General features: G+C 58.8%; 22 protein-coding genes. 13 read left to right on the top strand and 9 right to left on the bottom strand.

Annotated features, from left to right (window positions below; all coding sequences use genetic code 11):
* Positions 1 to 15: 15 nt before the first annotated feature.
* Positions 16 to 1,089: an ABC transporter ATP-binding protein gene (locus AT6N2_RS14640; protein WP_209089874.1), complete on the top strand. Its 1,074-nt coding sequence runs from the start codon at positions 16 to 18 to the stop codon at positions 1,087 to 1,089.
* A gap of 17 nt (positions 1,090 to 1,106) precedes the next feature.
* Here AT6N2_RS14640 and AT6N2_RS14635 read toward each other — a convergent pair whose 3' ends face one another.
* From AT6N2_RS14635 to AT6N2_RS14610, 6 genes are all read right to left on the bottom strand, one after another.
* On the bottom strand, positions 1,107 to 1,586 hold the full coding sequence (locus AT6N2_RS14635; RefSeq protein WP_144577959.1) for a hypothetical protein: 480 nt from the start codon (positions 1,584 to 1,586) through the stop codon (positions 1,107 to 1,109).
* Positions 1,583 to 1,843, bottom strand: a complete 261-nt coding sequence (locus AT6N2_RS14630) for a DUF4160 domain-containing protein (protein ID WP_209089873.1) — start codon at positions 1,841 to 1,843, stop codon at positions 1,583 to 1,585. The genes AT6N2_RS14635 and AT6N2_RS14630 overlap by 4 nt, the downstream gene beginning before the upstream one ends.
* Before the next feature lie 93 nt (positions 1,844 to 1,936).
* Positions 1,937 to 2,713: a sugar phosphate isomerase/epimerase family protein gene (locus AT6N2_RS14625; RefSeq protein ID WP_209089872.1), complete on the bottom strand. Its 777-nt coding sequence runs from the start codon at positions 2,711 to 2,713 to the stop codon at positions 1,937 to 1,939.
* Positions 2,710 to 3,726: a hydroxyacid dehydrogenase gene (locus AT6N2_RS14620; RefSeq protein WP_209089870.1), complete on the bottom strand. Its 1,017-nt coding sequence runs from the start codon at positions 3,724 to 3,726 to the stop codon at positions 2,710 to 2,712. Before AT6N2_RS14620 ends, AT6N2_RS14625 begins: the two co-directional genes overlap by 4 nt.
* A complete protein-coding gene (locus AT6N2_RS14615; protein WP_209091865.1) occupies positions 3,723 to 5,594 on the bottom strand; it encodes a DUF2264 domain-containing protein in 1,872 nt (623 codons plus the stop codon). Before AT6N2_RS14615 ends, AT6N2_RS14620 begins: the two co-directional genes overlap by 4 nt.
* Positions 5,587 to 6,651 carry a LacI family DNA-binding transcriptional regulator gene (locus AT6N2_RS14610; protein ID WP_209089868.1) on the bottom strand — a complete coding sequence of 355 codons (1,065 nt, stop codon included), beginning with the start codon at positions 6,649 to 6,651 and terminating at the stop codon, positions 5,587 to 5,589. Before AT6N2_RS14610 ends, AT6N2_RS14615 begins: the two co-directional genes overlap by 8 nt.
* Before the next feature lie 112 nt (positions 6,652 to 6,763).
* Between AT6N2_RS14610 and AT6N2_RS14605 the strand changes: the two genes are divergently transcribed.
* The 7 genes from AT6N2_RS14605 (at position 6,764) to AT6N2_RS14575 (ending at position 15,004) form a co-directional block, all read left to right on the top strand.
* A complete protein-coding gene (locus tag AT6N2_RS14605; protein ID WP_209089865.1) occupies positions 6,764 to 8,056 on the top strand; it encodes an ABC transporter substrate-binding protein in 1,293 nt (430 codons plus the stop codon).
* Positions 8,057 to 8,236: 180 nt separating this feature from the next.
* Entirely contained in the window at positions 8,237 to 9,166 is a 930-nt protein-coding gene (locus AT6N2_RS14600; RefSeq protein WP_209089863.1) for an ArsR/SmtB family transcription factor, read from the top strand.
* Between the two features lie 120 nt (positions 9,167 to 9,286).
* A complete protein-coding gene (locus AT6N2_RS14595; RefSeq protein ID WP_209089861.1) occupies positions 9,287 to 10,798 on the top strand; it encodes an alpha-N-arabinofuranosidase in 1,512 nt (503 codons plus the stop codon).
* A gap of 7 nt (positions 10,799 to 10,805) precedes the next feature.
* Positions 10,806 to 11,879 (top strand): ABC transporter ATP-binding protein, encoded by a 1,074-nt coding sequence (locus tag AT6N2_RS14590; protein WP_209089858.1) that lies wholly within the window; start codon positions 10,806 to 10,808, stop codon positions 11,877 to 11,879.
* Between the two features lie 74 nt (positions 11,880 to 11,953).
* Positions 11,954 to 13,228, top strand: a complete 1,275-nt coding sequence (locus tag AT6N2_RS14585; protein WP_209089856.1) for an extracellular solute-binding protein — start codon at positions 11,954 to 11,956, stop codon at positions 13,226 to 13,228.
* Positions 13,229 to 13,295: 67 nt separating this feature from the next.
* Positions 13,296 to 14,180, top strand: coding sequence for a carbohydrate ABC transporter permease (locus tag AT6N2_RS14580; protein WP_063949888.1), 885 nt, complete (start codon positions 13,296 to 13,298; stop codon positions 14,178 to 14,180).
* Positions 14,177 to 15,004: a carbohydrate ABC transporter permease gene (locus tag AT6N2_RS14575; RefSeq protein WP_209089854.1), complete on the top strand. Its 828-nt coding sequence runs from the start codon at positions 14,177 to 14,179 to the stop codon at positions 15,002 to 15,004. Before AT6N2_RS14580 ends, AT6N2_RS14575 begins: the two co-directional genes overlap by 4 nt.
* 64 nt (positions 15,005 to 15,068) lie before the next feature.
* Here the strand turns inward: AT6N2_RS14575 and AT6N2_RS14570 are convergent, their stop codons facing one another.
* Both AT6N2_RS14570 and AT6N2_RS14565 read right to left on the bottom strand, forming a co-directional pair.
* Positions 15,069 to 15,542 (bottom strand): VOC family protein, encoded by a 474-nt coding sequence (locus tag AT6N2_RS14570; protein ID WP_209089852.1) that lies wholly within the window; start codon positions 15,540 to 15,542, stop codon positions 15,069 to 15,071.
* Positions 15,543 to 15,671: 129 nt separating this feature from the next.
* Positions 15,672 to 16,262, bottom strand: a complete 591-nt coding sequence (locus AT6N2_RS14565) for a methyltransferase family protein (RefSeq protein ID WP_209089850.1) — start codon at positions 16,260 to 16,262, stop codon at positions 15,672 to 15,674.
* 287 nt (positions 16,263 to 16,549) lie between these two features.
* Here AT6N2_RS14565 and AT6N2_RS14560 point away from each other — a divergent pair, with 287 nt between their 5' ends.
* The 3 genes from AT6N2_RS14560 to AT6N2_RS14550 all read left to right on the top strand — a co-directional run bounded on the left by AT6N2_RS14560 (position 16,550) and on the right by AT6N2_RS14550 (position 20,050).
* Complete coding sequence (locus AT6N2_RS14560; RefSeq protein ID WP_209089847.1) at positions 16,550 to 18,331, top strand: methyl-accepting chemotaxis protein; 1,782 nt, start codon at positions 16,550 to 16,552, stop codon at positions 18,329 to 18,331.
* A 255-nt stretch (positions 18,332 to 18,586) separates the two neighbouring features.
* Positions 18,587 to 19,480 carry a lytic transglycosylase domain-containing protein gene (locus AT6N2_RS14555; RefSeq protein ID WP_209091863.1) on the top strand — a complete coding sequence of 298 codons (894 nt, stop codon included), beginning with the start codon at positions 18,587 to 18,589 and terminating at the stop codon, positions 19,478 to 19,480.
* Positions 19,481 to 19,636: 156 nt separating this feature from the next.
* Positions 19,637 to 20,050: a hypothetical protein gene (locus AT6N2_RS14550; protein ID WP_209089845.1), complete on the top strand. Its 414-nt coding sequence runs from the start codon at positions 19,637 to 19,639 to the stop codon at positions 20,048 to 20,050.
* 120 nt (positions 20,051 to 20,170) lie between these two features.
* Here the strand turns inward: AT6N2_RS14550 and AT6N2_RS14545 are convergent, their stop codons facing one another.
* Entirely contained in the window at positions 20,171 to 21,070 is a 900-nt protein-coding gene (locus tag AT6N2_RS14545) for a hypothetical protein (RefSeq protein ID WP_209089842.1), read from the bottom strand.
* A gap of 189 nt (positions 21,071 to 21,259) precedes the next feature.
* On the opposite strand from AT6N2_RS14545, the gene AT6N2_RS14540 reads away from it, so the two are divergent.
* Both AT6N2_RS14540 and AT6N2_RS14535 read left to right on the top strand, forming a co-directional pair.
* Positions 21,260 to 22,240 carry a 3'-5' exonuclease gene (locus tag AT6N2_RS14540; RefSeq protein ID WP_209089840.1) on the top strand — a complete coding sequence of 327 codons (981 nt, stop codon included), beginning with the start codon at positions 21,260 to 21,262 and terminating at the stop codon, positions 22,238 to 22,240.
* 182 nt (positions 22,241 to 22,422) lie between these two features.
* A complete protein-coding gene (locus AT6N2_RS14535; protein ID WP_209089838.1) occupies positions 22,423 to 23,508 on the top strand; it encodes an ABC transporter ATP-binding protein in 1,086 nt (361 codons plus the stop codon).
* Positions 23,509 to 23,528 lie beyond the last annotated feature (20 nt).

The following is a 23,528-nucleotide window of genomic DNA, read 5'->3' as shown; positions in this document are numbered from 1 at the left end:
GTCGGGAGAAACAGCATGGCAAGCAGCATTACGCTCGAAAAAATCGTCAAGCGGTTCGGCGCTTTTCCGGTCATCCACGGCATCGATCTCAAGATCGAGCCGGGCGAGTTCACCGTTTTTGTCGGCCCTTCGGGCTGTGGCAAATCCACGCTTCTGCGCATGATCGCCGGGCTTGAGGAAATCTCCGAAGGGGATCTTCGCATCGACGGTGAGAGGGTCAACGAAACCGCCGCATCGAAACGCGGCATCGCCATGGTCTTCCAGTCCTATGCGCTCTATCCGCATATGAGCGTCTACAAGAACCTCGCCTTCGGGCTGGAAACGGCGGGCTACAAAAAACCGGAAGTCGAGGCACGCGTGCAGAAGGCCGCCGATATCCTGCAGATCGGGCCGCTGTTGCAGCGCAAGCCGAAGGCGCTTTCCGGCGGCCAGCGCCAGCGTGTCGCCATTGGTCGCGCCATCGTGCGCGAGCCGAAAATCTTTCTGTTCGACGAACCGCTCTCCAACCTCGACGCGGAGCTGCGCGTGCAGATGCGTGTTGAAATCGCCAAGCTGCACCAGACGCTCGGCAGCACGATGATCTATGTGACGCACGACCAGGTGGAAGCCATGACCATGGCCGACAAGATCGTCGTGCTGCGCGACGGCCGGATCATGCAGGTCGGTCGGCCGCTCGATCTTTACAACAATCCCGCCAACCAGTTCGTGGCCGGTTTCATCGGCTCGCCGAAGATGAATTTCCTCTCCGCAAAGGTGGCTCCAGGCGACACCTCCAACCGCACCATTGAAGTGGCGGGACAGCGCATCGTATTGGAAAAACCGGTCGCCGCGCAGCAGGGGGAACCGCTCACCTTCGGCGTGCGCCCGGAACATGTGAACCCGCAGGCCCCATCCTCGCTCGGCGAAGCCTCCATCCAGCTTGTGGAACATCTCGGCGGCTCGACGGTGGTTTACACCAACACCCCCGACGGCCAGCCCGCCACCGTGCTGCTGGACGGCCAGCGCCAGATCCGCGTCGGCGAGACCATTCCCTTTGCGTTCGATCTTTCGAAGACTCATCTGTTCGGGGCGGATGGACGGCGGATATAGCGCTGCCGGCAGCCGTCTTACGCCGCGTGTTTCGGGCGTCCGGGACGGCGTGGCCGGAAATGCGCATGCATGAGAAGCGGGTCGCGCTGGGTGGCCCGCAACAGCATCTTGACCGCGTGGCTTACGGGCGTGCCTGCACGATAGTTGTTCCACGTCCGTAACGTGACGCCGAGAAAATCCGCCGCCTCATTGTTGGAAAGGCCGATTTCCTCCTGCCATTTACGCAGGTCGTCCACATCGAAGTCCCGCTGGTCCTCAGCGATCTGGTAAAGGTGATAGGCATCGATTGCCAGGTCGTCTCCGTCCCATTCTACAGTCGCGCCATAGTCGGCGACTGTCGCGGTCTGCCAGATCTCTGCCGAATGGAGCGGATTGAGCAATTCTCCTCCGGTCGCTATCCATCCTGTCAGATCCGCGGTCGACTGGCTCCCGTCCGCCCAGTCGATGATGAGCGTGCAAGGCGGTTTGGGCAGGATGGTTTTGATGCGTGGTGTCATGACTTCTTTCCCCTTCCTACAATGGGAAAACGCGGGTTCGTCCTATTCCATTCATTGACAATCAGGTTCCCATTACTTCTCGCCCATGCCAAAGCTTCGGCTTCAGCCCTGCGGGATAGCTTGCCGCGCAAAATCTCCAGCGTTCCAATATCGACAAGAGCATCAGCGTCCGGTGTTATAATGTGGAAGTGGGGCGGTAAGTGGTCATTCGCATAGACGCGTATGATGATGTTCCCGATCTGAACCAGCTTGCCCATGCAGCCTCCACGGCACCAATAAAACATAGTGCATAAATTTCACTATGTGAAGGGAGGCAGACAAGCATATCTCCGGTAAGTGGTAGTCGGGCTCTATATTCTATAAAGAATGTCGGTGAGAACCGCCGCATCTTCCGCGAACTGTCCGGCATCGTCGCCTTTGACGAATTCAAGCATCGCGAAAGCCGGTTTTTTCCAGTCGCCTTCCGGCAATGCATCCACGCACGCCCGCCAGTACTCTGCGCGGTCGGCAAGCGGCAGGCGGCTGGCGTCGGAGAGCCAGGCGAACACATGCAGATGGCATATGCGTGGACCGAGTGCGGATATTTCCGCGAGTGCCTCTTCCAGCGGCAGACCGGGTGCCGGCTGCCAGTAGAAAAACAGGTTGGACATCGGCAAATCCTGCGCCAGTTGCTTCGCGGAGGGCAGGGTGTCGGTCAGCGAGTTGGGGTGATACTCGAGGCCGACCGTCATCCCGCAGTCGTTCGCCCTGTCGGCGATTGTCGCCAGCGCCTGTGTTGCATCCCGTCGTTCGGCGGCAGAGTATTCCGTAGAAGGGCGCTTGCGGCTTCCGGGCCAAATACGGATATGGCGTGTGCCGAGCGCCCCTGCCGTTTCGAGCACAGCGGTCACATCGTCGGGTGTGAAATCCGGCGCGAAGATATAGGAACCGTAGGACGAGACCGAGAGACCGGCTTCTGCTGTCCGCGCCGCAACCTGCCGCGCATTTTCTAGGTCGCCCGGCGGCACATGGACATCCCCGCCCCATTCGATTGCCTTGATGCCATTGGCGGCGGCAAGGTCGATGACGGCCTGTGGCGTCAGGGAGCGGAAGGTGACAGAGCAGAGGCCCGGCTGCAACATCCTCATGCGATCAGTTCCAGATGCTCCGGCCGGACCTGCTGCTGCAAGGGCATGCCGAGGCAGAAGCGCTCGATCTCGGCGATGGCCATCTCTCCGAGCCTTGCCCGCTCAAGGCCGGTGGCGCCGGCGATATGGGGAGTGAGAAAGACATTTGGAAGCGTGTAAAAGGGTGAATCCAGTGGCGGCACTTCCGGGTCGGTGACGTCGATGATGGCTTCGATGCGGCCGGTTTTCAGTTCGGTTAGGAGCGCGGCTTCATCCACCAGCGCGCCTCGAGCGGTGTTGATCAGTGTCGCGCCGTCCTTCATGCGGGCGAGTTCCGGAGCGCCGATCATATGCCGTGTCTGCGGCAGCGAGGGAGCATGCAGGGAAATGACATCGCTCAGGGTCATCAACTGATCGAGTGGGACGAGACGCACGCCGAGTTTTTCCGCTTCCGCAGCGCCAAGAAGTGGATCGAACAGGATCAGGTTGAGATCGAAGGGCTGCAACAGGCTGATCACCCGACGCCCAATGCGTGAGGCGCCGACAATGCCGACCGTCAGACCGAGATTGCCGATCGCCTGCGCCTGCAATTGCTCGACGGGCCCGCGGCCACGATGTTCGAGATAAAGACGCCGGAAGCCGAAGGTTCTCTTACCGGCGAGCAGGATCATCGCCAGCGAAAATTCGGCAACCGGCTGTGCGTTCGCCTCGGCCGCGCTGCACACCGTAATGCCCCGATCAAACACCGCTTGCGACAGGAAATATTTGACCGTGCCGGCAGCATGGGAGATCAGCCTGAGCCGCGGCATCGAAGCGAGCTCCCTTACCCCGATCTCCGGGCAGCCCCAGCCGGTCAGAAGAATATCCGTCTGCGCGAGCTGCTCTTGCACCGCGGGATCGTGGAAGTCGCTGATCGGAAGAGTATCGAGTATATCGGCAATCTGTGAAAGCTTGGTCAATGCCTGCGAAGTCAGCACGTGCTGTGTTCGCTTGGTATCCATCGCCAGACTGAGACGCGGAAGCGGGCTTGTCATTGCGGCAGTCCTGCCATGGCGCTGACCGGAGCTCCCTCATCAGCAAACAGGCGATCAAGCGTTTCGAGGTCCGGGAGGCGCGGAACAGAAGCCAGTGCCTCCTTGCTTTCTGCCCCGCTGACACCGACAAAGACGGCACAGGCAAGCAGAGTGTCCCCCGCGGGGATATCACCCCGCAATTGCGGCACCGTGGTCTTGGCGTTGATGAGGTTCGTGTTGGGAAGCGCTTTCAGCGCGACGCCGTACCGGGTGATGCTCGAACCAAGATCGACAATGGCGGAAATATCGGTCCCGCAATCGGCCGTCGCCCGTCCGGTCTCTTCGCGCAAGGCATCGCCGTCGCCATCGTTGCGGTTGATTGCAAAGCCGCCTTCGATCAGGGAAAGGGGGCGTTCGGACGTGATCCGGTGCAGCCGGATATGCCAGTCGCCAGCCACAACCAGCGTGGTTTCAACGGCGACATCGGCAAACGGCTTCCATGTCGCGCGCAGGTTTTCCCCCGCCAGCAGAACCTTCTCGTTGGTTTCGCGCACGCGGTAATGCAGGCCGTCGTCGGAAAAGGCCAGAATATTGTCGAAGCCATTGGTCTTGAAACCACGTTCATCCACTTCGACGCCGAAACCATAACGGGAGGAATAGGCGAATTTGGCATATTTTTCAGGGCCGCCGCGCATGGCGAGGTTTTCCTGGCCGCTGGAAAGTGCGGTGACATTGCCCTTCGTCCGCATCACCACCATGCCGGGATGAACAAGCGGCTTAGGGCTTGCGGATGGTTCGGGCAGCTTTTCTTCCGCCTGCCAGAAGGGGTGGCTTTCTGGCAGGGCGAGCGGCAAAAAAGCCTTGAAGGCCCAATAGGGCGAACCGGCCGAATTATAGCTTTCCGACATGGTAAGCTGCGGATAGGCGTAACCGATGGAAAGCACGCCGTCGCGATCGGCAATCGGCTTGTCCGCCCACCAGCGCAGATGGCTCAGATAAAGCCCCTTGATCTCGCCCCAGGGCAGCGCCTCCTCGTCGGCAAAGGCAAGGCCGGCCCAGAAACCGCCGCAGGCAAAACGGTAGGTCATGGAGCGACCAAAAGCCAGTGTACCGCCATCGTTATCGAACCAGCGGGCGAAATCGCCAGCGAAAAGGCGGGCGCGTTCGCGGTAACGTTCGGCATAAGCATCACCCGGCTTGCTGAGTTTCGCATAAATCAGGCCATAGAAATGCATGGCGAAGGCAATATAGTGATCGACGCGGCGGTAATTGCCATCGCGATACCAGCCGTCGGCTATATAGAAATCGTCGAGTTCCTTCTGAAAGGTTTCGGTCAGGCTGCGGTCGAATTCGATACCGAGATGGTCGAGCGCCATGTCGACCATGATGCGAAAAAACTTCCAGTTATTGTCGGCGTATTGGCGCTCGCGCGCTGCCAGGAGATAGCGGCGCACATTGTCTTTCTGTGTAGCGGACAGCGGCTCCCAAAGGTGCTGCGGCGCAAGGCGCAGCGCAAATCCGATGGCCGCGAGCTCCACAAGTCGCTGGTCTTTTTCGCGTACGTCGCCCCAATACTCAGGGTGGGAAGGGTCGGTGCCATTAGCGATGCCGCGTGCCAGAAGCGGCCAATGGTCGAGTGGATCGCCGCCCATCGCCAGCGGCGCGATGCCCCATAGCGGCCGGGCAAAGCCTTCCAGATCAGCCGCGGCGCGGTCGAAATGTGCGGCGGTGCCGCTCAGCGTCACCCTTGCGCCGCCTGGCGAAAAATAGCGGAGAAGCGGCGCGAAACTGTCATCTAGCGCCCGGCGCACATCGGCGCGGCTTTTCAGCGGGTTACCGTATAGCGGGTTAAATCTGGCCATTGCGGGTCTGGTCATGGTGTCATGCATCACGTGTTGCCTTCCGCGTCACTTTCGCCTTGCCTGCGGTTTGCCCCTCGACAAGATGAACGCCGAGCTGCACCTGACGGGCGTTGGCGGAAGGCTCGGTCAGACGCCGCCGCAACAGGTCAACCGCTTCGCGGGCGATCTCGCGGCGGTCGACCCGGATCGTACTGAGACGCGGCGTGGAGAGTTCGGCAAAAGGAAGGTCGTCGAAACCGATGATGGAAAGATCCTCGGGCACGCCGAGGCCAAGCTCCTGCGCTGCGCCCAGCGCACCAAGGGCAATGGCGTCATTCATGCAGAATAGGCCTGTCAACTCAGGGTTCTTGGCCAGCAGCTGACGAACCGCATCGCCGGCCTGCCCGAAGCCGCTATCCGCCGTCGAAAGCAGGAACTCCTCATAGGTCGCTCCCTCTTCCTCAAGAATCGTCTGTCGGAAGCCGCGCATACGCTCCCTGATGGTGTGGCGATGATGTGGGCCTATATAGGCGACCTTGCGATGCCCCAGTTCCAGTAGCCTTCGCGCTGCCAGCGCACCCCCGTAAAAATTCGAAGGCGAGACGCAATCGAGGGCCATGGCGGGATCGGCGCTGTTGACCAGAACCGGTTGCACGACGCCCTGCGTGATGCGGTGGATGATCTCCTCCTCAGGATCGAGGCCGATGGCGAGGAGGCCGTCCACCTCGCAAACCCGCTGGATCAGCGCGTCGTCAATCTGCTTCTGGTGTAAAAGCCTGATATCGAGTTCGAATCCGTCCGTCTGCGCAAGGCTTCGCAACGTATCGAAAATGTCGTGGTAAAAAGCGCCGATATCGCCCGTTGCCCTTCCCGCGGACATGAGCGCAAGAATTGTCTTGCCTTCCAGCGGCACACCGGTTGCCTGGTTCATCGCCGGTCGCAGGGGATAGCCGAGCTCCGCCGCAACGCCCAGAACCTTGGTCTGGATCGATGCGCTTATTCCTTTTTCGCCAGCCAGAACGCGCGAGACAGTGCTGATGGAGACGCCAGCGCGTTGGGCGATATCCGACTGACGCGGACGGCTGATGTCGGGCGTATCGTTCATATCGTCTCCTGCGCTTGCAAAAAAATCATTTGTCATGCAAATATTGCAACGAAAGAAAAATTGCAAGAAATTAAGCCGTTCTTGAAAAATTTGCAAAACGCGGGAGGAGCAGATGCAAATGATCGATAGACGTGGATTTTTGGTGACCGCGGCACTGGCCGGCCTTGGCGTTGCCGCTGGCGGCTTGCGCGCGTCCGCAGCAGACACGCGCCTCCGTTGCGTATGGTGGGGATCTGCCGATCGCAGCAAGCGCACCAACGATGTCATTGCTCTTTACCAGAAGGCCAATCCGCAGACGGAGGTGAGCGGCGAAATGATCGCCGGTTCCGATTACTGGACCAAGCTTGCGACGTCGATGGCGGGACGCAACGTTGCCGATATCTTCCAGCTCGAGCCTTCCACCATTGCCGATTATTCGGGTCGAGGCGCCTGCATGGAGCTGGATCAGTTCGTCGGCAAGTCGCTTGATCTTTCTACCTTCGGCAAAAGCGAGGTGGATCTCTGCCGCATCGACGGCAAGCTTTACGGCGTCGGCCTCGGGCTGAATTCCTTCTGCATGATGTATGACGCCGATACGCTGAAGGAGGGCGGCGTATCTGTGCCGAAGGAGCAGATCACCTGGAAGGCGCTTGCGGAACTGGCGCGCGATTTCAAGAAGAACTTCCCGGCAAAACGCAACTATTGGGCCGTGCCCTATGGCGCGCGTTATCATTATGTCTTCGATGTCTGGCTGCGTCAGCGCGGCAAGCTTCTGTTCCAGGACGGCACCATCGGCTTTAACAAGGAAGACGCCAAGGAATGGTTCGCCTATTGGGAGGACCTGCGCGAGAACAAGCTTTGCGTTTCCGCCGATATCCAGACGCGTGACGACAATACCATCGAGTCCAACGCCTTGACGCTTGGCAATTCAGCCATCGGTTTTGCCTATTCCAACCAGCTTGTCGGCTACCAGAAACTCAACAAGCAAACGCTCTCCATCGGTATGCTCCCGGGCGAGGGGCCGGGGAAGCCAACCGGTCATTATTACCGGCCAGGGCTCATCTGGTCGATTTCGTCCACCTCGACAAATGGGGAAGAGGCGGCGAAATTCATCAACTTCTTCGTCAATGATCTGGAAGCGGGCAAGGTGCTCGGCGTCGAGCGCGGCGTGCCGCCCGCCAAGGTGGTGCGTGAGGCCCTGTTGCCGACGCTCAATGAGACCGAGCGCAAGACGGTGGATTACATTGAGAGCTTGTCGGGCAAGTTGGATTCCTACCCCGAGCCCGCCCCGATCGGCGCCAATGAGTTTGACCGCGGCGTGATGCGTCCTATCGCCGATTCGCTCGCCTTCGGCCGCGCCAGCGTGGATGAAGCAGCGCAAAATCTTGTCGACACCGGCACGCGGACCCTGCGCAAGCGCGGCTGACGACGAAAAGGCACCGCCGTGCGGTCTCGCAGCCGCATGGCGGTGCCTTTCCCTTGAGATCTGGCGACGTGGGGAGGCTTTCTTTCCTTTGCGCCGGCTTTATGACAAAGAGGACTGGACAAGTACGGGTTATTTGAGCCAGAAATTCTGATCTGGATCGATAAATCTGAAGATTAGACTATGGCGCCCAATTTCCTGCTCGTTGATGCTGAAAAAGAGTTCGATGTTCTGAAGGCGGCTGCGTCTCTGATCCGCGTACAGATATTGAAGTTGCTACATGAGCAAAGCGGCCTCAACGTCAACGAAATTGCTCAAAAATTAGAGCTGCCGCAGTCCACCGTTTCCGCCGGTGTGGCTGTGCTCGAAGACGCGGGGCTGTTGCGGACGGAGGCACGCAAGGCCCGTAAGGGAAGCCAAAAAATCTGCTTTGCCACCTGCGACGAATTGATCGTTTCCTTCCGGAAACCCGAGGTGCCGGTAGTCTCAAATTACATCGCGGTCGCCATGCCGCTCGGCCTCTATACCCAGAGTTCTGTCACCGCGCCCTGTGGCATCTGCTCGCCCGATGGTATTATCGGGCTTCTCGATGTGCCTGATACTTTCATGGATCCAGACCGGATGAAGACGGCGCTGCTATGGCTGACATCGGGTTTCGTGGAGTATCAATTCCCTAATAATGCCAAGATTCAGGGCCGTGAAGTCGAGGAAATCGAGTTTTCGATGGAGGTGAGTTCCGAGGTGCCGGGAACTCACAGCAATTGGCCCTCCGATATCACGCTGTCCGTCAATGGCAAGGAAATCGGCGTCTGGACCTCGCCAGGGGACTTTGGGGACAAACGTGGGGCGTTCACGCCGGACTGGTGGAAACTGTCCGGCTCCCAATACGGTATGCTGAAAACCTGGCGCATCACCGCACAGGGAACCTATGTCGACGGAACCCGCATTTCGGATGTCACGCTCGCCGATATCGATCTCGCCAGCCACCGTTCCATCCGGTTACGCATCGAGGTCAAGGCCGATGCCAAACATCCCGGCGGGCTGAACATCTTCGGTCGTGGTTTCGGCAATTATGATCAGGACATTATCCTGCGGCTGCGAACGGCCGGCTGATCTCATAAAACTCATAAGTATGATTTTCGCGGTTGACAGGCGCGAATTCCCTCGGCAACTATATCGATAAATATGGTTTATATCATGTTTTGAAATATGAATGCGCAGGGAGGAGAGCCTATGAAAGCGCGGGTTTCAGTCCACCGGGATTTCCGGATTGGGCGTATCGACGATCGCCTATATTCCGCCTTCATCGAACATATGGGGCGTGCGATCTATGGCGGGATCTATGAGCCCGGCCATCCGCAGGCGGATGCAAATGGCTTCCGCAAGGACGTTCTGAAGTTTGTTCAGGATTTAAAAATTCCAGCCATCCGCTACCCCGGCGGCAACTTCGTGTCTGCCTATCGCTGGGAAGACGGCATCGGCCCGCGCGACCAGCGTCCCATCCGCCTCGACCTCGCCTGGCGCTCCAAGGAAACCAACCAGATCGGCATCAATGAATTTGCTGACTGGGCGCAGATGGCCGGCATCGAGATGATGCTCGCGGTCAATCTCGGCTCCCGTGGTCTGGATGACGCCCGCAACTTTCTTGAATATGTGAATTTCCCAGGCGGTACTGCTCTCAGCGACCTGCGCCGCAGCCACGGCACCGAAAAGCCGCATGGCGTGAAAATGTGGTGCCTCGGCAACGAGATGGACGGCCCCTGGCAGATCGGCCACAAGACGGCGGTCGAATATGGCCGCCTCGCCAATGAAACAGCCAAGGCTTTCAAGGGCTTCGATCCGACCATTGAAGCGATCGTCTGCGGCAGCTCCAATGACGGCATGCCGACCTATCCCGAATGGGAGCGCGAAGTGCTGGAGGAATGCTACGAGAATGTCGATCACATCTCGCTGCACAAATATTTCGGCAACAGCAGCCGCGACACGCTGAACTATTTCGGCAAGATCGAGGAAACCGGGCGCTATATTCAGACGATTGCAGGCGTCATCGATTATGTGAAGGCGAAGAAGCGCGCCAAGAACGATGTGTCCATCTGCTTCGACGAATGGAACGTCTGGTATCACATCCGCGAAGAAGACGGCAAACGCATCAAGAGCTGGGACTGGCCCGAAGCGCCTGCACTTCTGGAGGAAACTTACAACTTCGAGGATGCGCTGTTTGTCGCCGGTCTGCTCAACGAGTTCATCCGCCGTTCGGACCGGGTGCGCATCGCCTGTATCGCCCAGCTCGTCAACGTCATCGCCCCCATCCGGGCGGAAAAGAACGGGCCTGCCTGGCGCCAGACTATCTATTATCCCTATCAGTTCGCCTCGCTTTATGGTCGCGGTGTTGCGCTGAACGTTGCTGTCGATTGCCCGACTTATGATTGCAACGCGGCCGATGACGTCAAATATCTTGATGTCGCCGGGGTTTATGATGAAGCCGAAGGCATGGTGACGCTGTTCGTGTTGAACCGGCACTTGACCGAGGCAGCCGATCTCGATGTCAGCCTCACCGGGTTCTCGTCGGCGTCACTCGACCTGCATCTGGCCATGGCGGGATATGACTTGCGTGTCGGCAACGGGCCGGATCAGCCGGATCGCGTCGTGCCGACGCCGGGCAGCGGCGTTGGCGTCGAAGACGGAGCGCTGAAGGGTTCCGTGCCGGCGCTGTCCTATCACGTGCTGCGGCTGAAGGTTCAGTGAGGCGGCCATGGGTGTCCGTCTCAACAATATAGCCAAGTCCTTCGGGTCCTTTGCGGCGATCCGGGATGTCTCGATGGAAATCCCGACCGGCAGCTTCGCGGTCTTCGTCGGGCCTTCCGGTTGTGGCAAATCCACGCTGCTGCGCATGATCGCCGGTCTTGAGGAGACCAGCGGCGGGCGCATCGCCATCGACGACCGTGATGTCACGGCCGTCGAACCGGCCGATCGTGGTGTGGCCATGGTGTTCCAGAACTATGCGCTCTATCCGCATCTGTCCGTGTTTGAGAACATGGCTTTCAGCCTGCGGCTTGCGCGCCGCCCGAAAGCCGAGGTGAATGAGAGGGTGGGCGAGGCTGCCCGCATCCTGCAACTCGAAGACCATCTGCATAAAAAACCCTCGCAGCTTTCCGGCGGGCAGCGGCAGCGCGTCGCGATTGGCCGCGCGATCGTGCGGCAGCCGAAAGTGTTCCTTTTCGACGAGCCGCTTTCGAACCTCGATGCGGAATTGCGCGTGCAGATGCGGCTGGAACTGACACGCCTTCACCGCAAGCTCGGCGCCACGATGATCTATGTCACGCATGACCAGGTGGAGGCCATGACGCTGGCTGACAAGATTTTCGTGCTGAAGGGCGGCGTGGTGCAGCAGGCTGGTGCACCGCTCACCCTTTATGACGATCCTGATAACCGGTTCGTCGCGGGCTTCATCGGCTCGCCGGCGATGAACTTCCTACAGGCGCAGATTGTCGAACAGCGAAACGGCGTCGTGACGATTTCGCTCGATGGCGGGCAGAAGCATCTGGAAGCACGGCTTTCACAGCCTGTATCCGCCGGCCAGCGGGTCGAAATCGGCGTTCGGCCGGAGCATCTGACGATAACGGAGGAGGGTGCCTTGCCCGTCAATGTTGAGGTGGCGGAGGAGCTGGGCGATGTTTCCTATCTCTACACCCGCGCGCCCTCGGGCAAGGAAATCATCGTGCAGCGGCAGGGCTCACGCGAGAGCCTCGATGGCCGGTCCGTGTCGCTGAGCGCGGCGCCTGAGCACATCCTGGTCTTCGACAGCGAGGGCAGGAGATTGCGATAGGCGCGAGGAGGCGCCTTTCGATTGAGCAGACCACCTCTACAAGGGGTGTTTCCACATAACGGGAGGAGTGAACGATGCGACTGATCAAGACATTGCTTGTGGGCACGGTTTTGGGTTTGACCGCCCTGCCGGCGCTGGCCAAACAGGATATCGTCTGGTGGGACTTTCTGTCCGGCGGCGACGGCGTGCGCATGAAGGCGCTGATCGATGCCTTCAACAAGGAACATCCGGATATCCAGGTGAAGGGAACAACGCTTGAATGGGGCGTGCCCTTCTACACCAAGGTGCGGACCGCTTCTGCCGTCGGTGAGGGGCCCGATGTCATGACCTACCACCTTTCCCGTGCGCCGCTGGCGCTGCAGGAAAAGGTGCTGAGCGAGATTACCGACAAGGACCTCGAAGATGCCGGCCTGAAGAAAGATGATTTCTTCACCGCACCGCTTGAGGCGGCGACCCATGACGGCAAGCTCTATGCCGTGCCTTTCGATATTCACGCGCTTATTCTTTATTACAATGCCGATCTTCTCAAAGGGTCGCCCTATATCGACGCCGAAGGCAAGTTGACCGGCATCAAGACGATGGATGACTTTGAGAAGGCGCTGGCCTGGGCGAAGGAGAATGGCGTTGAGACGCCGGTGACCTACCAATCCGGCGGCGAAGCCGGGGTCTGGCGTGTCTTCTACACCCTCTTCTCGCAGCAGGGCGGCGAGCTCGTCACCAATGGCGAGGTGCTTGCTGGCGACAATGCCGAAAAGGCCGCCAAGGCCATCGACACCATGTCGAAATGGCGTGAAAACGGATGGGCGCCGGAGCAGGCGGAATATCCCGCCTCGGTTGCGCTCTTCTCCGCCGGAAAATCCGCCTTCCAGCTAAACGGCGTCTGGGAAGTGCCGACCTACAAGGATCTGGAAAAGAACAACAAGCTGGGCTTCAAATGGAGTGCGGTCGAGGTTCCGCCCTTCATGGGGAAACGCGCCACATGGGCGGATTCACACGCCTTTGCCATTCCCAACCAGGGCGACAAGACCGTTTCGGGTGAGAAGCGCGCCGCCGTCATGAAAGTGATCGGCTGGATGGAAAAACATGCCATCAGCTGGGCGGATGCGGGCCATATCCCGGCCTATAAGTCCATCACCGAAGGCAGCGACTACAAGGCGATGCAGCCGAATGCGACCTATGCATCTCTTGCGGAAGCGGCAGTATTTGATCCGAAAACCACGATCACCGGTGTTGCCTCGCCCGCCTATGATGCGGCGCTCAACGTCATTGCTCCCGCCATCCAGGGCTTCATGAGCGGTGCGGATGCGGTGGCGCAGATCAAGGAAGAGCTGCAAAGCAAGCTGAAGTGACAGGATACCAGCCCTCCGGTCTCTGGCCGGGGGGCGCCTGCAATGCGTGAAGTTCCGGAGACAGTCCATGGCAATGATTGAAAACCGGCGCAAGAAATCGCTGATCGCGCTGTCGATGGTGACGCCGTTCATCGTGGTCTTCGCCACCTTTTTCCTTTATCCGCTGATTGAAATGGTGCGCATGAGTTTCACAGATGCGCCGCTGATCGGTGACGGAAACTGGGTTGGGCTGGCCAACTACACCAAGCTGCTGAGCGACAAGCTCTTCGTAACCTCGCTGAAGAATAACGGCTATTTCGTGCTTCTGACCGTCGTGCCGACGACCGTCATCGCCCTGATGATAGCGCTCGCCGTCAGCCGCCTTTCGGGCGTCAAGCAGACAATTGCCATGAGCCTGTTTTTCCTGCCCTATGTGCTGCCCGTATCGGTCGTGACCGAAATCTGGGCATGGATGCTCGATCTGCAGTTCGGCATTCTGCAGCCTGTCATTTCGCTGATTGCCGGAAAGCCGGTCGCGGTCTTCAAGAACCCGTACTGGGTCATGCCGATGGTCGCCGTCGTGACCATCTGGTGGACGAATGGCTTCAACGTGCTGCTGTTCATTGCTGGGTTGCGCAATATTCCCACCGAGCTTTACGAGGCCGCCTCGCTCGATGGTGCGACAACCTGGCAGCGCTTCTGGCGGGTGACTTGGCCGCTTCTCTGGCCTGTGACGGCTCTCGTGCTCACTCTGCAATTGATCCTGCAATTAAAGATATTCGATCAGATTTATCTGCTCAGCGGCGGCGGACCCTTCAACTCCAGCTTCGTGCTTCTGCTCAAAGTCTATCGTGAAGCCTTCCAGCTCAACAATGGCGGTTATGCCTCCGCTGTCGCGACCGTGCTGTTCCTGCTGATCATGATCGTTTCCATTCTCCAGTTTCAGCTGCTGCGCATTCGGAGGAACTCATGAGCCTCACCAGAAGAATAGAAAACATTATCCTGACCGTGCTGACCTTTTCTGCGGCATTGGTCTGGATTTTCCCGCTCTACTGGACGTTCGTGACCTCCATTCGTTCGGATGAGAATGTCGCGGGCAATACGTCGCTGATCCCGGATGAATTCCGGCTGAGCGCCTATGTCAGCGCCATATTCAATACCAAATTGATGAACTGGTATATCAACTCCGTTGGCACGGCGGCGATCGTTACCGTGTCGGTCCTGCTGATTTCGATGTTGTGCGCTTATGCCCTGTCGCAGATCCGCTTTCCTGGCCGACGGCTGCTTTACGGCATCGTGCTGGCGAGTTTCATGGTGCCGGCGCAGACGCTTGTGGTCACCCAGTTCATCCTGATGAAGAACCTCAACCTCATCAATACCTGGGCGGGCATCATCCTGCCGCAGCTGATCACGCCCATCGTCATCATCGTCTACAAGCAGTTCTTCGACAGCGTGCCGAAAGAGATGCGAGAGGCTGTGGTGCTGGATGGCGGCGGCGAATACACCATTCTGTTCAAGGTCTATCTGCCGCTCAACTGGGGCATCACGACCGCCATGGCGATCGTAACATTCATCACGGTGTGGAACGCCTTCTTCTGGCCTTTCCTTGTTGTCACCTCGGAAAACATGATGACCATCCCTGTTGGCATCACGCAGGTCAACGACACCTTTGGTGTCGCTTATGCCAGGCTCATGGCCATCGCCATGCTGGCGGCGCTCCCGGTGATCATCGCTTACGTCATTTTCCAGAGACGCGTCACGGAGGCGATCATGATTTCTTCGGGGGTGAAGGGATAAATCCCACTTTCAGCCGGAGCGCGGCGGGCAGCAAGGAACAGGTCTGCCCGGCGAAAGGTTCGTGTCAACCGCGTCGCGCGGCTTCGATGGCGGCGATGTCGATCTTTTTCATTTCCATCATGGCGTCAAAGGCCCGCTTGGCTTCTGCGCCCCCGGCGGCCAGGGCTTCCATCAGCACGCGGGGCGTGATCTGCCAGGAAACGCCCCATTTGTCCTTGCACCAGCCGCAGGCACTTTCCTGGCCGCCATTGCCGACGATGGCGTTCCAGTAGCGGTCGGTCTCTTCCTGGTCTTCGGTTGAAATCTGGAAAGAAAAAGCCTCGCTATGTTTGAAGGCCGGTCCACCGTTGAGACCGATGCAGGAAACGCCCGCGACCGTGAACTGCACGGTCAGCACATCGCCCTTCTTACCGGAGGGAAAATCGCCGGGCGCATGGTTGACCCCGGTAACCGCGCTGTCGGGAAATGTCTCGGCATAAAATCTGGCGGCAGCCTCGGCGTCCTTGTCATACCAGATGCAGATCGTGTTCTTTTCCATTTGTGTGCTCCTCCCAAATTGAAATCGTCGTCGTGCCGGCGCGGAAATTCGCCGGCCATTGCCGGTTCCCCATCGGGCGTGAAATGCGGCTGTGGCGCAAACGTTCCGAAAACGTTGCGCCCTACTGCGTCAAAGCCAGCGCCTTACCCTGCGGCGATAGGCATCATAGGCCGGACCGAGTTCCTTTGTCAGCACGCGCTCCTCAATACTGACCTGCAGCACCACCGCGACGATAACGGCGATGGCGACGGAAAGCTGCAGGACCGAGGTGAACACCAGCCCCAGACCGGCAAACAGGACAGTCTGCCCGACAAAGACCGGATTTCTGGAAAAGCTGAAAGGCCCGCCATCCACGATGGCGCCGAGATGGCCCTCGGCCGCACCGATGCGCCATGATTTTCCCATGTAATGCTGGGCGTAGAGTGCGAGCAAACTTCCCGCCAGCACCATTGCCACCCCGAGGATACGGATAGCTGTGCCGGCATCGTGGCGGTCCAGAAGCGAGCTGGCCTGTTGCGGTTCGAGCCACAGAGTGACAAGCGGCAGAAGCGCGCCGAGAAGAAAGGCGACACGGAAAAGCATAGCGGGAATGGCTTGCCGTTCACGGCCTTTGGTGAAAAGCCAGATCGGCTCGCCCGTTTGTTTGGCCGATCGGGCCGTCAGCACTAAAAATCCGCCGATATAGGCCCACACCGAAAGCACTGTTATATTGTCGATCATGTTTCCCCCAGAAGCATTGTCAAACTCTGCAATTTCAAGAGGCATCGGGCCTCCGAATCGAAACCCAAGTATAGACACGAGTATTGCGCCGCCATGACTTCGGCCATGTGGCTTCAGGCCGTGTGGGGAATTTTGTAGGCAAGTGGCGGAATCGCCGGCTTTCCCTTGATGTTCAACTGCCGGCTGACGAACATCAACTTTATCCTTAAATATTATTTAAGAATGTAATCATAATATTCACGAATGATTTTGAATAGGAATCATCCCTTTCCATCGGAGAAACGCGCGTGAGTATTCTTGATCGTGGTGCCAATGCTTTTGCGGTTCTCGCCGCGCTTTCCAAATCCCAGGCCATCATTGAATTCGACCTTTCGGGAAAAATTCTCAACGCCAACGAAAATTTCTGTCGGGCGCTCGGTTATGAGCTTTCGGAAATCGTCGGCAGGCACCACAGCATGTTCGTGGAGCCTGCGGTCGTGTCCTCGCAGGAATACAAGGCCTTCTGGTCCAAACTTTCGGCCGGCCAGTTCGATCAGCGGCAATATAAGCGCATCGGCAAGGGCGGCCGGGAAGTCTGGATCGAGGCGTCGTACAATCCGGTGTTTCGTCGTGGCAAGCCGGTGAAGGTGGTCAAGATCGCCACCGATATTACCGACCGCAAGCTGAAGGCGGCGGAAGATGCGGGCAAGATCGACGCCCTGTCACGGGCGCAGGCCATCATTGAATTTTCTCCCGAGGGTGAAGTCCTGACTGCGAACGACAACTTTCTGGCAGCGCTTGGCTATTCTCTTTCCGAAGTGCAGGGCAGGCACCATTCCATGTTCTGCGAACCCGCCTATATCCAGTCGCCGCAATATAAAGAGTTCTGGGACAAGCTGGCCGGCGGCAATTTTGTGGCGGATGAGTTCATGCGTCTTGGAAAAGGCGGCCGCAAGGTCTTCATTCAGGCCTCGTACAATCCCATCTTCGATCTCAACGGCAAAGTGTTCAAGGTCGTCAAATTCGCGACCGACGTGACCGGCCGCGTCGAAAACGTCGAAAAGCTGGCGCAATGTCTCACCGATCTGGCCGAGGGCGATCTTGCCCAGAGCATCGACAAGCCGTTCATTCCCTCTTTGGATCGCTTGCGCACGGACTTTAACGCCGCGTCTGAAAAGCTGAAAAGGGCGATGACGCTGGTTTCTGAAAATGCCGGCGCCATTTCGTCCGGCTCGAACGAAATCAGGTCCGCTGCCGATGACCTTGCGAGACGCACCGAACAGCAGGCGGCCTCGATCGAAGAAACGGCGGCCGCACTGGAAGAGATCACCACTGCAGTGAATGATTCGAGCCGCCGTGCCGACGCGGCAGGAAAGATCGTCGCCCGTGCCCGCGACCATGCCGAACATTCGGGCCAGGTCGTGCGCGACGCCATCAGCGCAATGGACCAGATCGAAAAATCGTCCCGTGAAATTTCCAGTATCATCGGCGTGATCGATGAAATCGCCTTCCAGACCAATCTTCTGGCGCTGAATGCCGGTGTGGAAGCGGCGCGGGCAGGCGAGGCGGGCAAAGGCTTCGCGGTCGTGGCGCAGGAAGTTCGCGAACTCGCCCAACGCTCCGCGACGGCCGCAAAAGAAATCAAGAGCCTGATCAATGCCTCCGGCGCGCAGGTGGAGAACGGCGTGAGCCTCGTCACAAAGGCTGGCTCGGCTCTTCAGGAGATTGCCGAGCAGGTTCGGGATATCAATGGCAACGTCGTGGCGATTGTCGACGCTGCGCGTGAACAGTCCACGGCCCTTGCGGAAATCAATCAGGCGGTCAACACCGTCGATCAGGGTACGCAGCAAAACGCGGCCATGGTGGAGGAGCAGACGGCAGCAAGCCACAGCCTGGCGCGCGAGGCCGCGGCCCTGTTCGAACTCCTGGGGCAATTCAAGTTCGAGGATGCGTCTCGATCGGTCTCGTCTTCACGGAGCGTCCACCATCAGGCGTCGCCGCTGGCTCCGCGCCGCGCCGTCTCGCGTCCCCTTGCCACACGTGGCTCTGCTGCCCTTGCTGCCAACCACGAGGAATGGCAGGACTTTTGAGGACTGGTCAGTCATCGCCCTCGGGCGGCAGGTGCTAATCGAGTAGTCTCCCGCTCCTATGCCTCGGGCCGGTCCCGTCGCAGGGGGCGGGATCTCCCGTTTTGCCAGCGCATCCTTTGAACGGGGCTTCTCGACCGGGGTGGCCACGTGATGACAAGGCTAAAGACAACGGATATGGTTGTGGATCGGCCGATACAACCATTTCCGCCTTAGCAGTCTGGGGACATTCGTTTGTCAGGACCATCGATAAGCCGCCTGGCTCTTGTCATCTGCCTGCTGGCCGCGGGGGACGCGGCGGCGCGGGATCAAGGTGGCGCTGATCCCAAAGCCGTCTGCACCTATAGGCACGATGTCGCACCGGAATTGTGCATCCATGCAGCGACCTACAACAAAGATCTTTGCCGTGCCATCGAAGCGCTGGCTACCCGGCACGCGGTTCCGCCGGATTATTTCGCGCGTCTGATCTGGCGGGAAAGCCTGTTTCGGCCGAATGCCGTCAGCCCCAAGGGGGCGGAAGGCATTGCACAGTTCATGCCGGGAACGGCGCGGCTGCGCGGTCTGAACGACAGTTTCAACATTATCGCCGCACTGGAGGCGTCTTCCCGTTATCTGTCCGAACTCAATACGCGGTTCGGCAATTTCGGTCTCGCCGCAGCGGCCTACAATGCGGGCGAGGCAGGCCTTCGCAATTTTATTGCCAACGGTCGCCTGCCGACGGAGACACGGGACTACGTCTTTGCCATTACCGGTCATCCGGTGGAGACCTGGAAGGATAATCCGCCTGAAAAGGCCGCTCCGGCACTGGACGACAGCCGCCCTTTTTTCGATGCCTGCGTGCGGCTCGCCGACACCCGCACCATGAATGATCCCGTCCTTGTTTCCTCGGCAGACTGGGCGCCCTGGGGTGTGCAGCTTTCCGCGCACTATAATCCCGGCGTGGCGAACCGCCTGTTTACGCGCGCAATTGTTCAATTGCCCGAGCCGCTCAATGCAGAACGCGCACTGATCGTGCGCCAGAGAGGCGGAAATTTTGGCTCGCGCCCGCGTTATGCGGCCCGTATCGGCCGTGAAAATAGAGCCGAAGCCAACGCTCTCTGTCATGACATCAGGCAAGCGGGGGTACCCTGTACCGTTTTTCGCAACAGATAGCCGCGTGCCCCGTGACCGGTTCGCAAGGCGCCGCATCATCATAACAAGTTGATCTCGCAAAGCAGTGCTCGATCTTTAAGGGAGCCATGAACGTGCCTAGATTGGCGGCGATTGCCGGCCAAGGGGGCCGCTGTATCGGTGGGGATTGATCTGAAAATGAAATGGTTTGAAACCGCTTGTCTCGCAGCCGTTCTCGTCTTCGTAGCGGCCTGCACCACGACAGGAGAGACGCAGATTTCACGCGCTGTCGCGGCTTTTGTTGGTCAACCGCGGGAAGCCGCGATCGCTCGCCTTGGCCGCCCGAACAAGGTTATCATCGAAAACGGCGCAACCCAATCCTATTGGCTGAAGGTCGATGTGGAAACCTATGCGGGTCTCAGCAACAGGCGCGATATCAGGACCGTCGATGGAAAGACGCAGGTTTCGGAGACGGAGGGCATGAAGATCAAGGAACATCGTCGCGACTGCATCATCAAGATGACCGCCGACGCAGCATCGGTCATCAAGACGAGCGAAATCATCGGTCGTCCCGCCAATTGTAAGAATGTCCTCAATCGCCAGACGTCGTAAAGCGTTCCGTTGTGGTTGAGAGGCGGTCCGGGCGGTTCAGCGCCCGACCGACTTAAGCCACAATCTCTTTTGGGTCGTCGCTCCAGAGGTGTTCCATTGTCCTTGGCAAACGCCCGGCTGTTAGAACTCCATCTTGAACGTCAGCATATATTCCGTTCCCTTCGAGCGGTCTCGGGTCCGGGAGACTTCAAGTGAGGCCTTTTCGAATTTGTGGCCGATCGTTTCCTTGATCATGCCCGGCTTATCTTCCCGGCGCAGCGAGGTATTGCCGTATCCGATACCGATTTTGCGGGTGATCGCGTTCTCCGTGTAGGTTCTGCCAAACATCGCTGAAGCCCCGCCGCTGCGGACGGTCGTCTCGAAGCCGCGGGAATCGACATCGCGATAGGCGGAAGCGGCGATCGAATTGTCGGACTGGGTATAGCTGCCGCCGGCGCTGATTTTTGCAAGCCGGTGCCCGTCATGTTCAAGCGAAATGTTACCATCGGCCGATGGACCGAACTGGCCGCCATACATGCTGTCTTTGTAAGTGAAGCGGAAGCGACCACTTCGCGCGTCGATCTGATAATTATAGGATGCATCGCCGCTGCGTATCTGGATGCCAGGCGCCGGCTCACTGCCGAGGATCGGCGAAACCTTATCGGCAAACTGGAAGAGCGGTCGCGTGACCTGGTCGAATTCCGATTTCGATAATGGCAGCGGCTTGCCATCCGGATCAAATTTACCCACAGCGAGGCAGGGGCGCTGATTGATGATGCTTTTCAGTGCAAAGACGGTGCAATTGTCGCTGGTGATGCCAGCAATTGCGGCGTGGACGGAATTGCGCAATGTATAGCTGCCGCAGCAGGAGAAGGCTTCGTTGTCCACGCTCGCGTCGCGCGTATAGCCCGTGAAAATGATGCCGCTCGCTCCGGGCGACTGGTCGACATTCGCGAAATGAGGACCGCTTTGCAGCGGGAAGAGCCTCAGCTGGCCCCCATTGGCTTGCGTTTTCGGGTTGGAAGGTAGTGGAAGCGCCATTCTCTTCTCTCCTGGAACACGGGAACGATGCGCTTTTTTACCATCCTGAATTGAGGCTGCAACCCTCAACTGTACCCGTGGATATTCGTCGTTCCTGTGGATGAGGTTTCATGCTGTTGTTACCGTCAGCCTCTGCGCATATGTTGGGTCCCTTAATTTCGATCTTTCGGCAAGGCGGACAGGCGCATAATGACCTCTCAGTTGGACTTCTTTGCTCCTGCCGCGTCGCGGCTTTCCCAGGCTGACAAGGGGCGGAAAGCGTTGGTGCGCGATAGAACTCAGCGCGCCGCGCCTGATGATGAAGCGCTTGCCAACTATCTGGAGTCCACTGGCAACTATCGCGTCCTGCGCCGGCTGCAACAGCGCGCCGTCGTTGACCGGCCGAGGCCGGACTATCCGCGCCGGGGCGTGATTCTCGATACGGAAACGACGGGCCTCGACCACCGCGCAGACGAGATCATTGAAATTGGCGTCATCGCCTTTAGGTTCGACGATCGCGGGATGATCGGCGATGTGACCGGCGTCTATGGCGGACTTCGCCAGCCCGGTATCGCCATTCCAGAGGACATCACGCGCCTCACGGGGATTACCGACGAGATGGTTCTGGGGCAGTCTATCGATATCGACGTCCTCACCTCCCTTGTCGCTGATGCGGATTTGATTATCGCGCATAATGCCGGGTTCGACAGGCCGTTTTGCGAGGCTTTCTCCCCTATTTTCCACGACAAGGCCTGGGCCTGTTCCGTTTCCGAAATCGACTGGAAGGTCCGGGGCTTCGAGGGTAACAAGCTCGGCTATCTCATTGGACAGTCGGGTTACTTCCATGACGGACATCGCGCCGTGGATGATTGTTTCGCTCTGCTGGAGGTTCTTGGGCAGACCAGAGCCGGCGACAGCGACACGCCGTTTGCCGAACTTTATGCGGCAAGCCAGCGATCAAAAGTGCGCCTGTATGCGGAGAACAGCCCCTTCGACATGAAGGATCATCTGAAAAAGCGAGGATATCGCTGGTCGGATGGTTCCGATGGCAGACCGAAATCCTGGTGGGTGGAATTACCGGAAGAGAGTCTCGACGACGAACTGCATTTCCTGCGCACGGAAATCTATAGGTGGGAAGCTTATCCTGTTATCCAGCATCTCACCGCTTTCGAGCGGTTCAAGGCCCGTTAGAAGCTGCAAAATCCGCCGGCCAGGATTGCATACAATTTCTGCAATGGATCGAAAACAATCGACCTAAATTTGAGCATGTCCGAATTCACCTTTTCGGGCAGCGGACAAATATTATTTTAGATCAATGGCAAAGCCCAACTGGCACGGCTCCTGCATGACCAAGATGTCGCAGGAGAGTGTTTATGAGCAAAGCCGCAGCAATCGACATCGCTTCCGTTTCCAAGGTCTACGGCAGCACCACCGCCGTGCATGCGATCAGCCTCAAAATTCCCGCCGGCAGCTATTGCTGCCTTCTTGGTCCCTCGGGCTGCGGCAAGACATCGACGCTGAGGATGATCGCCGGCCATGAGACGATTTCCACCGGCGATATCAGGCTTGGCCATACGGTGGTGACGGACTTGCCGCCCGCCCGGCGCGGCACGGCGATGATGTTCCAGTCCTATGCGTTGTTTCCGCATCTCGATCTCGTCGACAATGTCGCCTTCAGCCTCAAGATGAAGGGTGTGGACAAGGATGCCCGCCGGGCCAAGGCACTTGAGATGCTGCAACTGATGCAGCTCGAGCCCTACGCCAACCGCCGCCCCGCACAGCTCTCCGGCGGGCAGCAGCAGCGTGTGGCGTTGGCGCGTGCACTCATCACCGATCCCGAAGCGCTGTTGCTGGATGAGCCGCTTTCGGCGCTTGACCCCTTCCTCAAGATCCGCATGCGCGCCGAGCTGAAGAAGCTGCAGACCTCGCTCGGCATCACCTTCGTCCATGTCACCCACAGCCAGGAAGAGGCGATGGCGCTTGCCGATATCATCGTCGTGATGAACGACGGACGCATCGAGCAGGCTGCCACGCCACGTGAGGTCTTCGAGCGTCCGGCGACCGCTTTCGTTGCCCGCTTCATGGGCGACCACAATGTCATCTCCGGGCGCTTCCGGGAAAAGACCGGTGATCTCGTTATAATGGAAGTTGTCGGCGGCGGCAGCTTCACCGCAAGCGGCGTCGCGCCCGACGATGGCGCGGTCGATATTGCCGTGCGCACCGACCGCGTGCGCGTCGGCGAGGCGGACCAGCCGGGCCTCGGTTTCACCGGCATCGTCTCGAATGTCGAATATCGCGGCGCCAGCGTGAAGATTGCGGTCACCGGCGCGGGCATCGAGGATTTCAACGTCATCCTCAGCGACGCCGCCTTTTTCGAGAACCCGGTCAAGGCCGGTGATGCCATACCGCTTTCATGGAATGCGGCCGATGCCATCGTGCTCGGCCGGGTAGAGAAGTGACCCCAAAAATAACCAGAGGA

This window comes from Agrobacterium tumefaciens, from assembly GCF_017726655.1.
Taxonomy (GTDB): Bacteria; Pseudomonadota; Alphaproteobacteria; order Rhizobiales; family Rhizobiaceae; genus Agrobacterium; species Agrobacterium tumefaciens_B.
The sequence above is the reverse complement of the archived record's forward strand: the minus strand, read 5'-3'. Positions and strand labels throughout refer to the sequence as shown.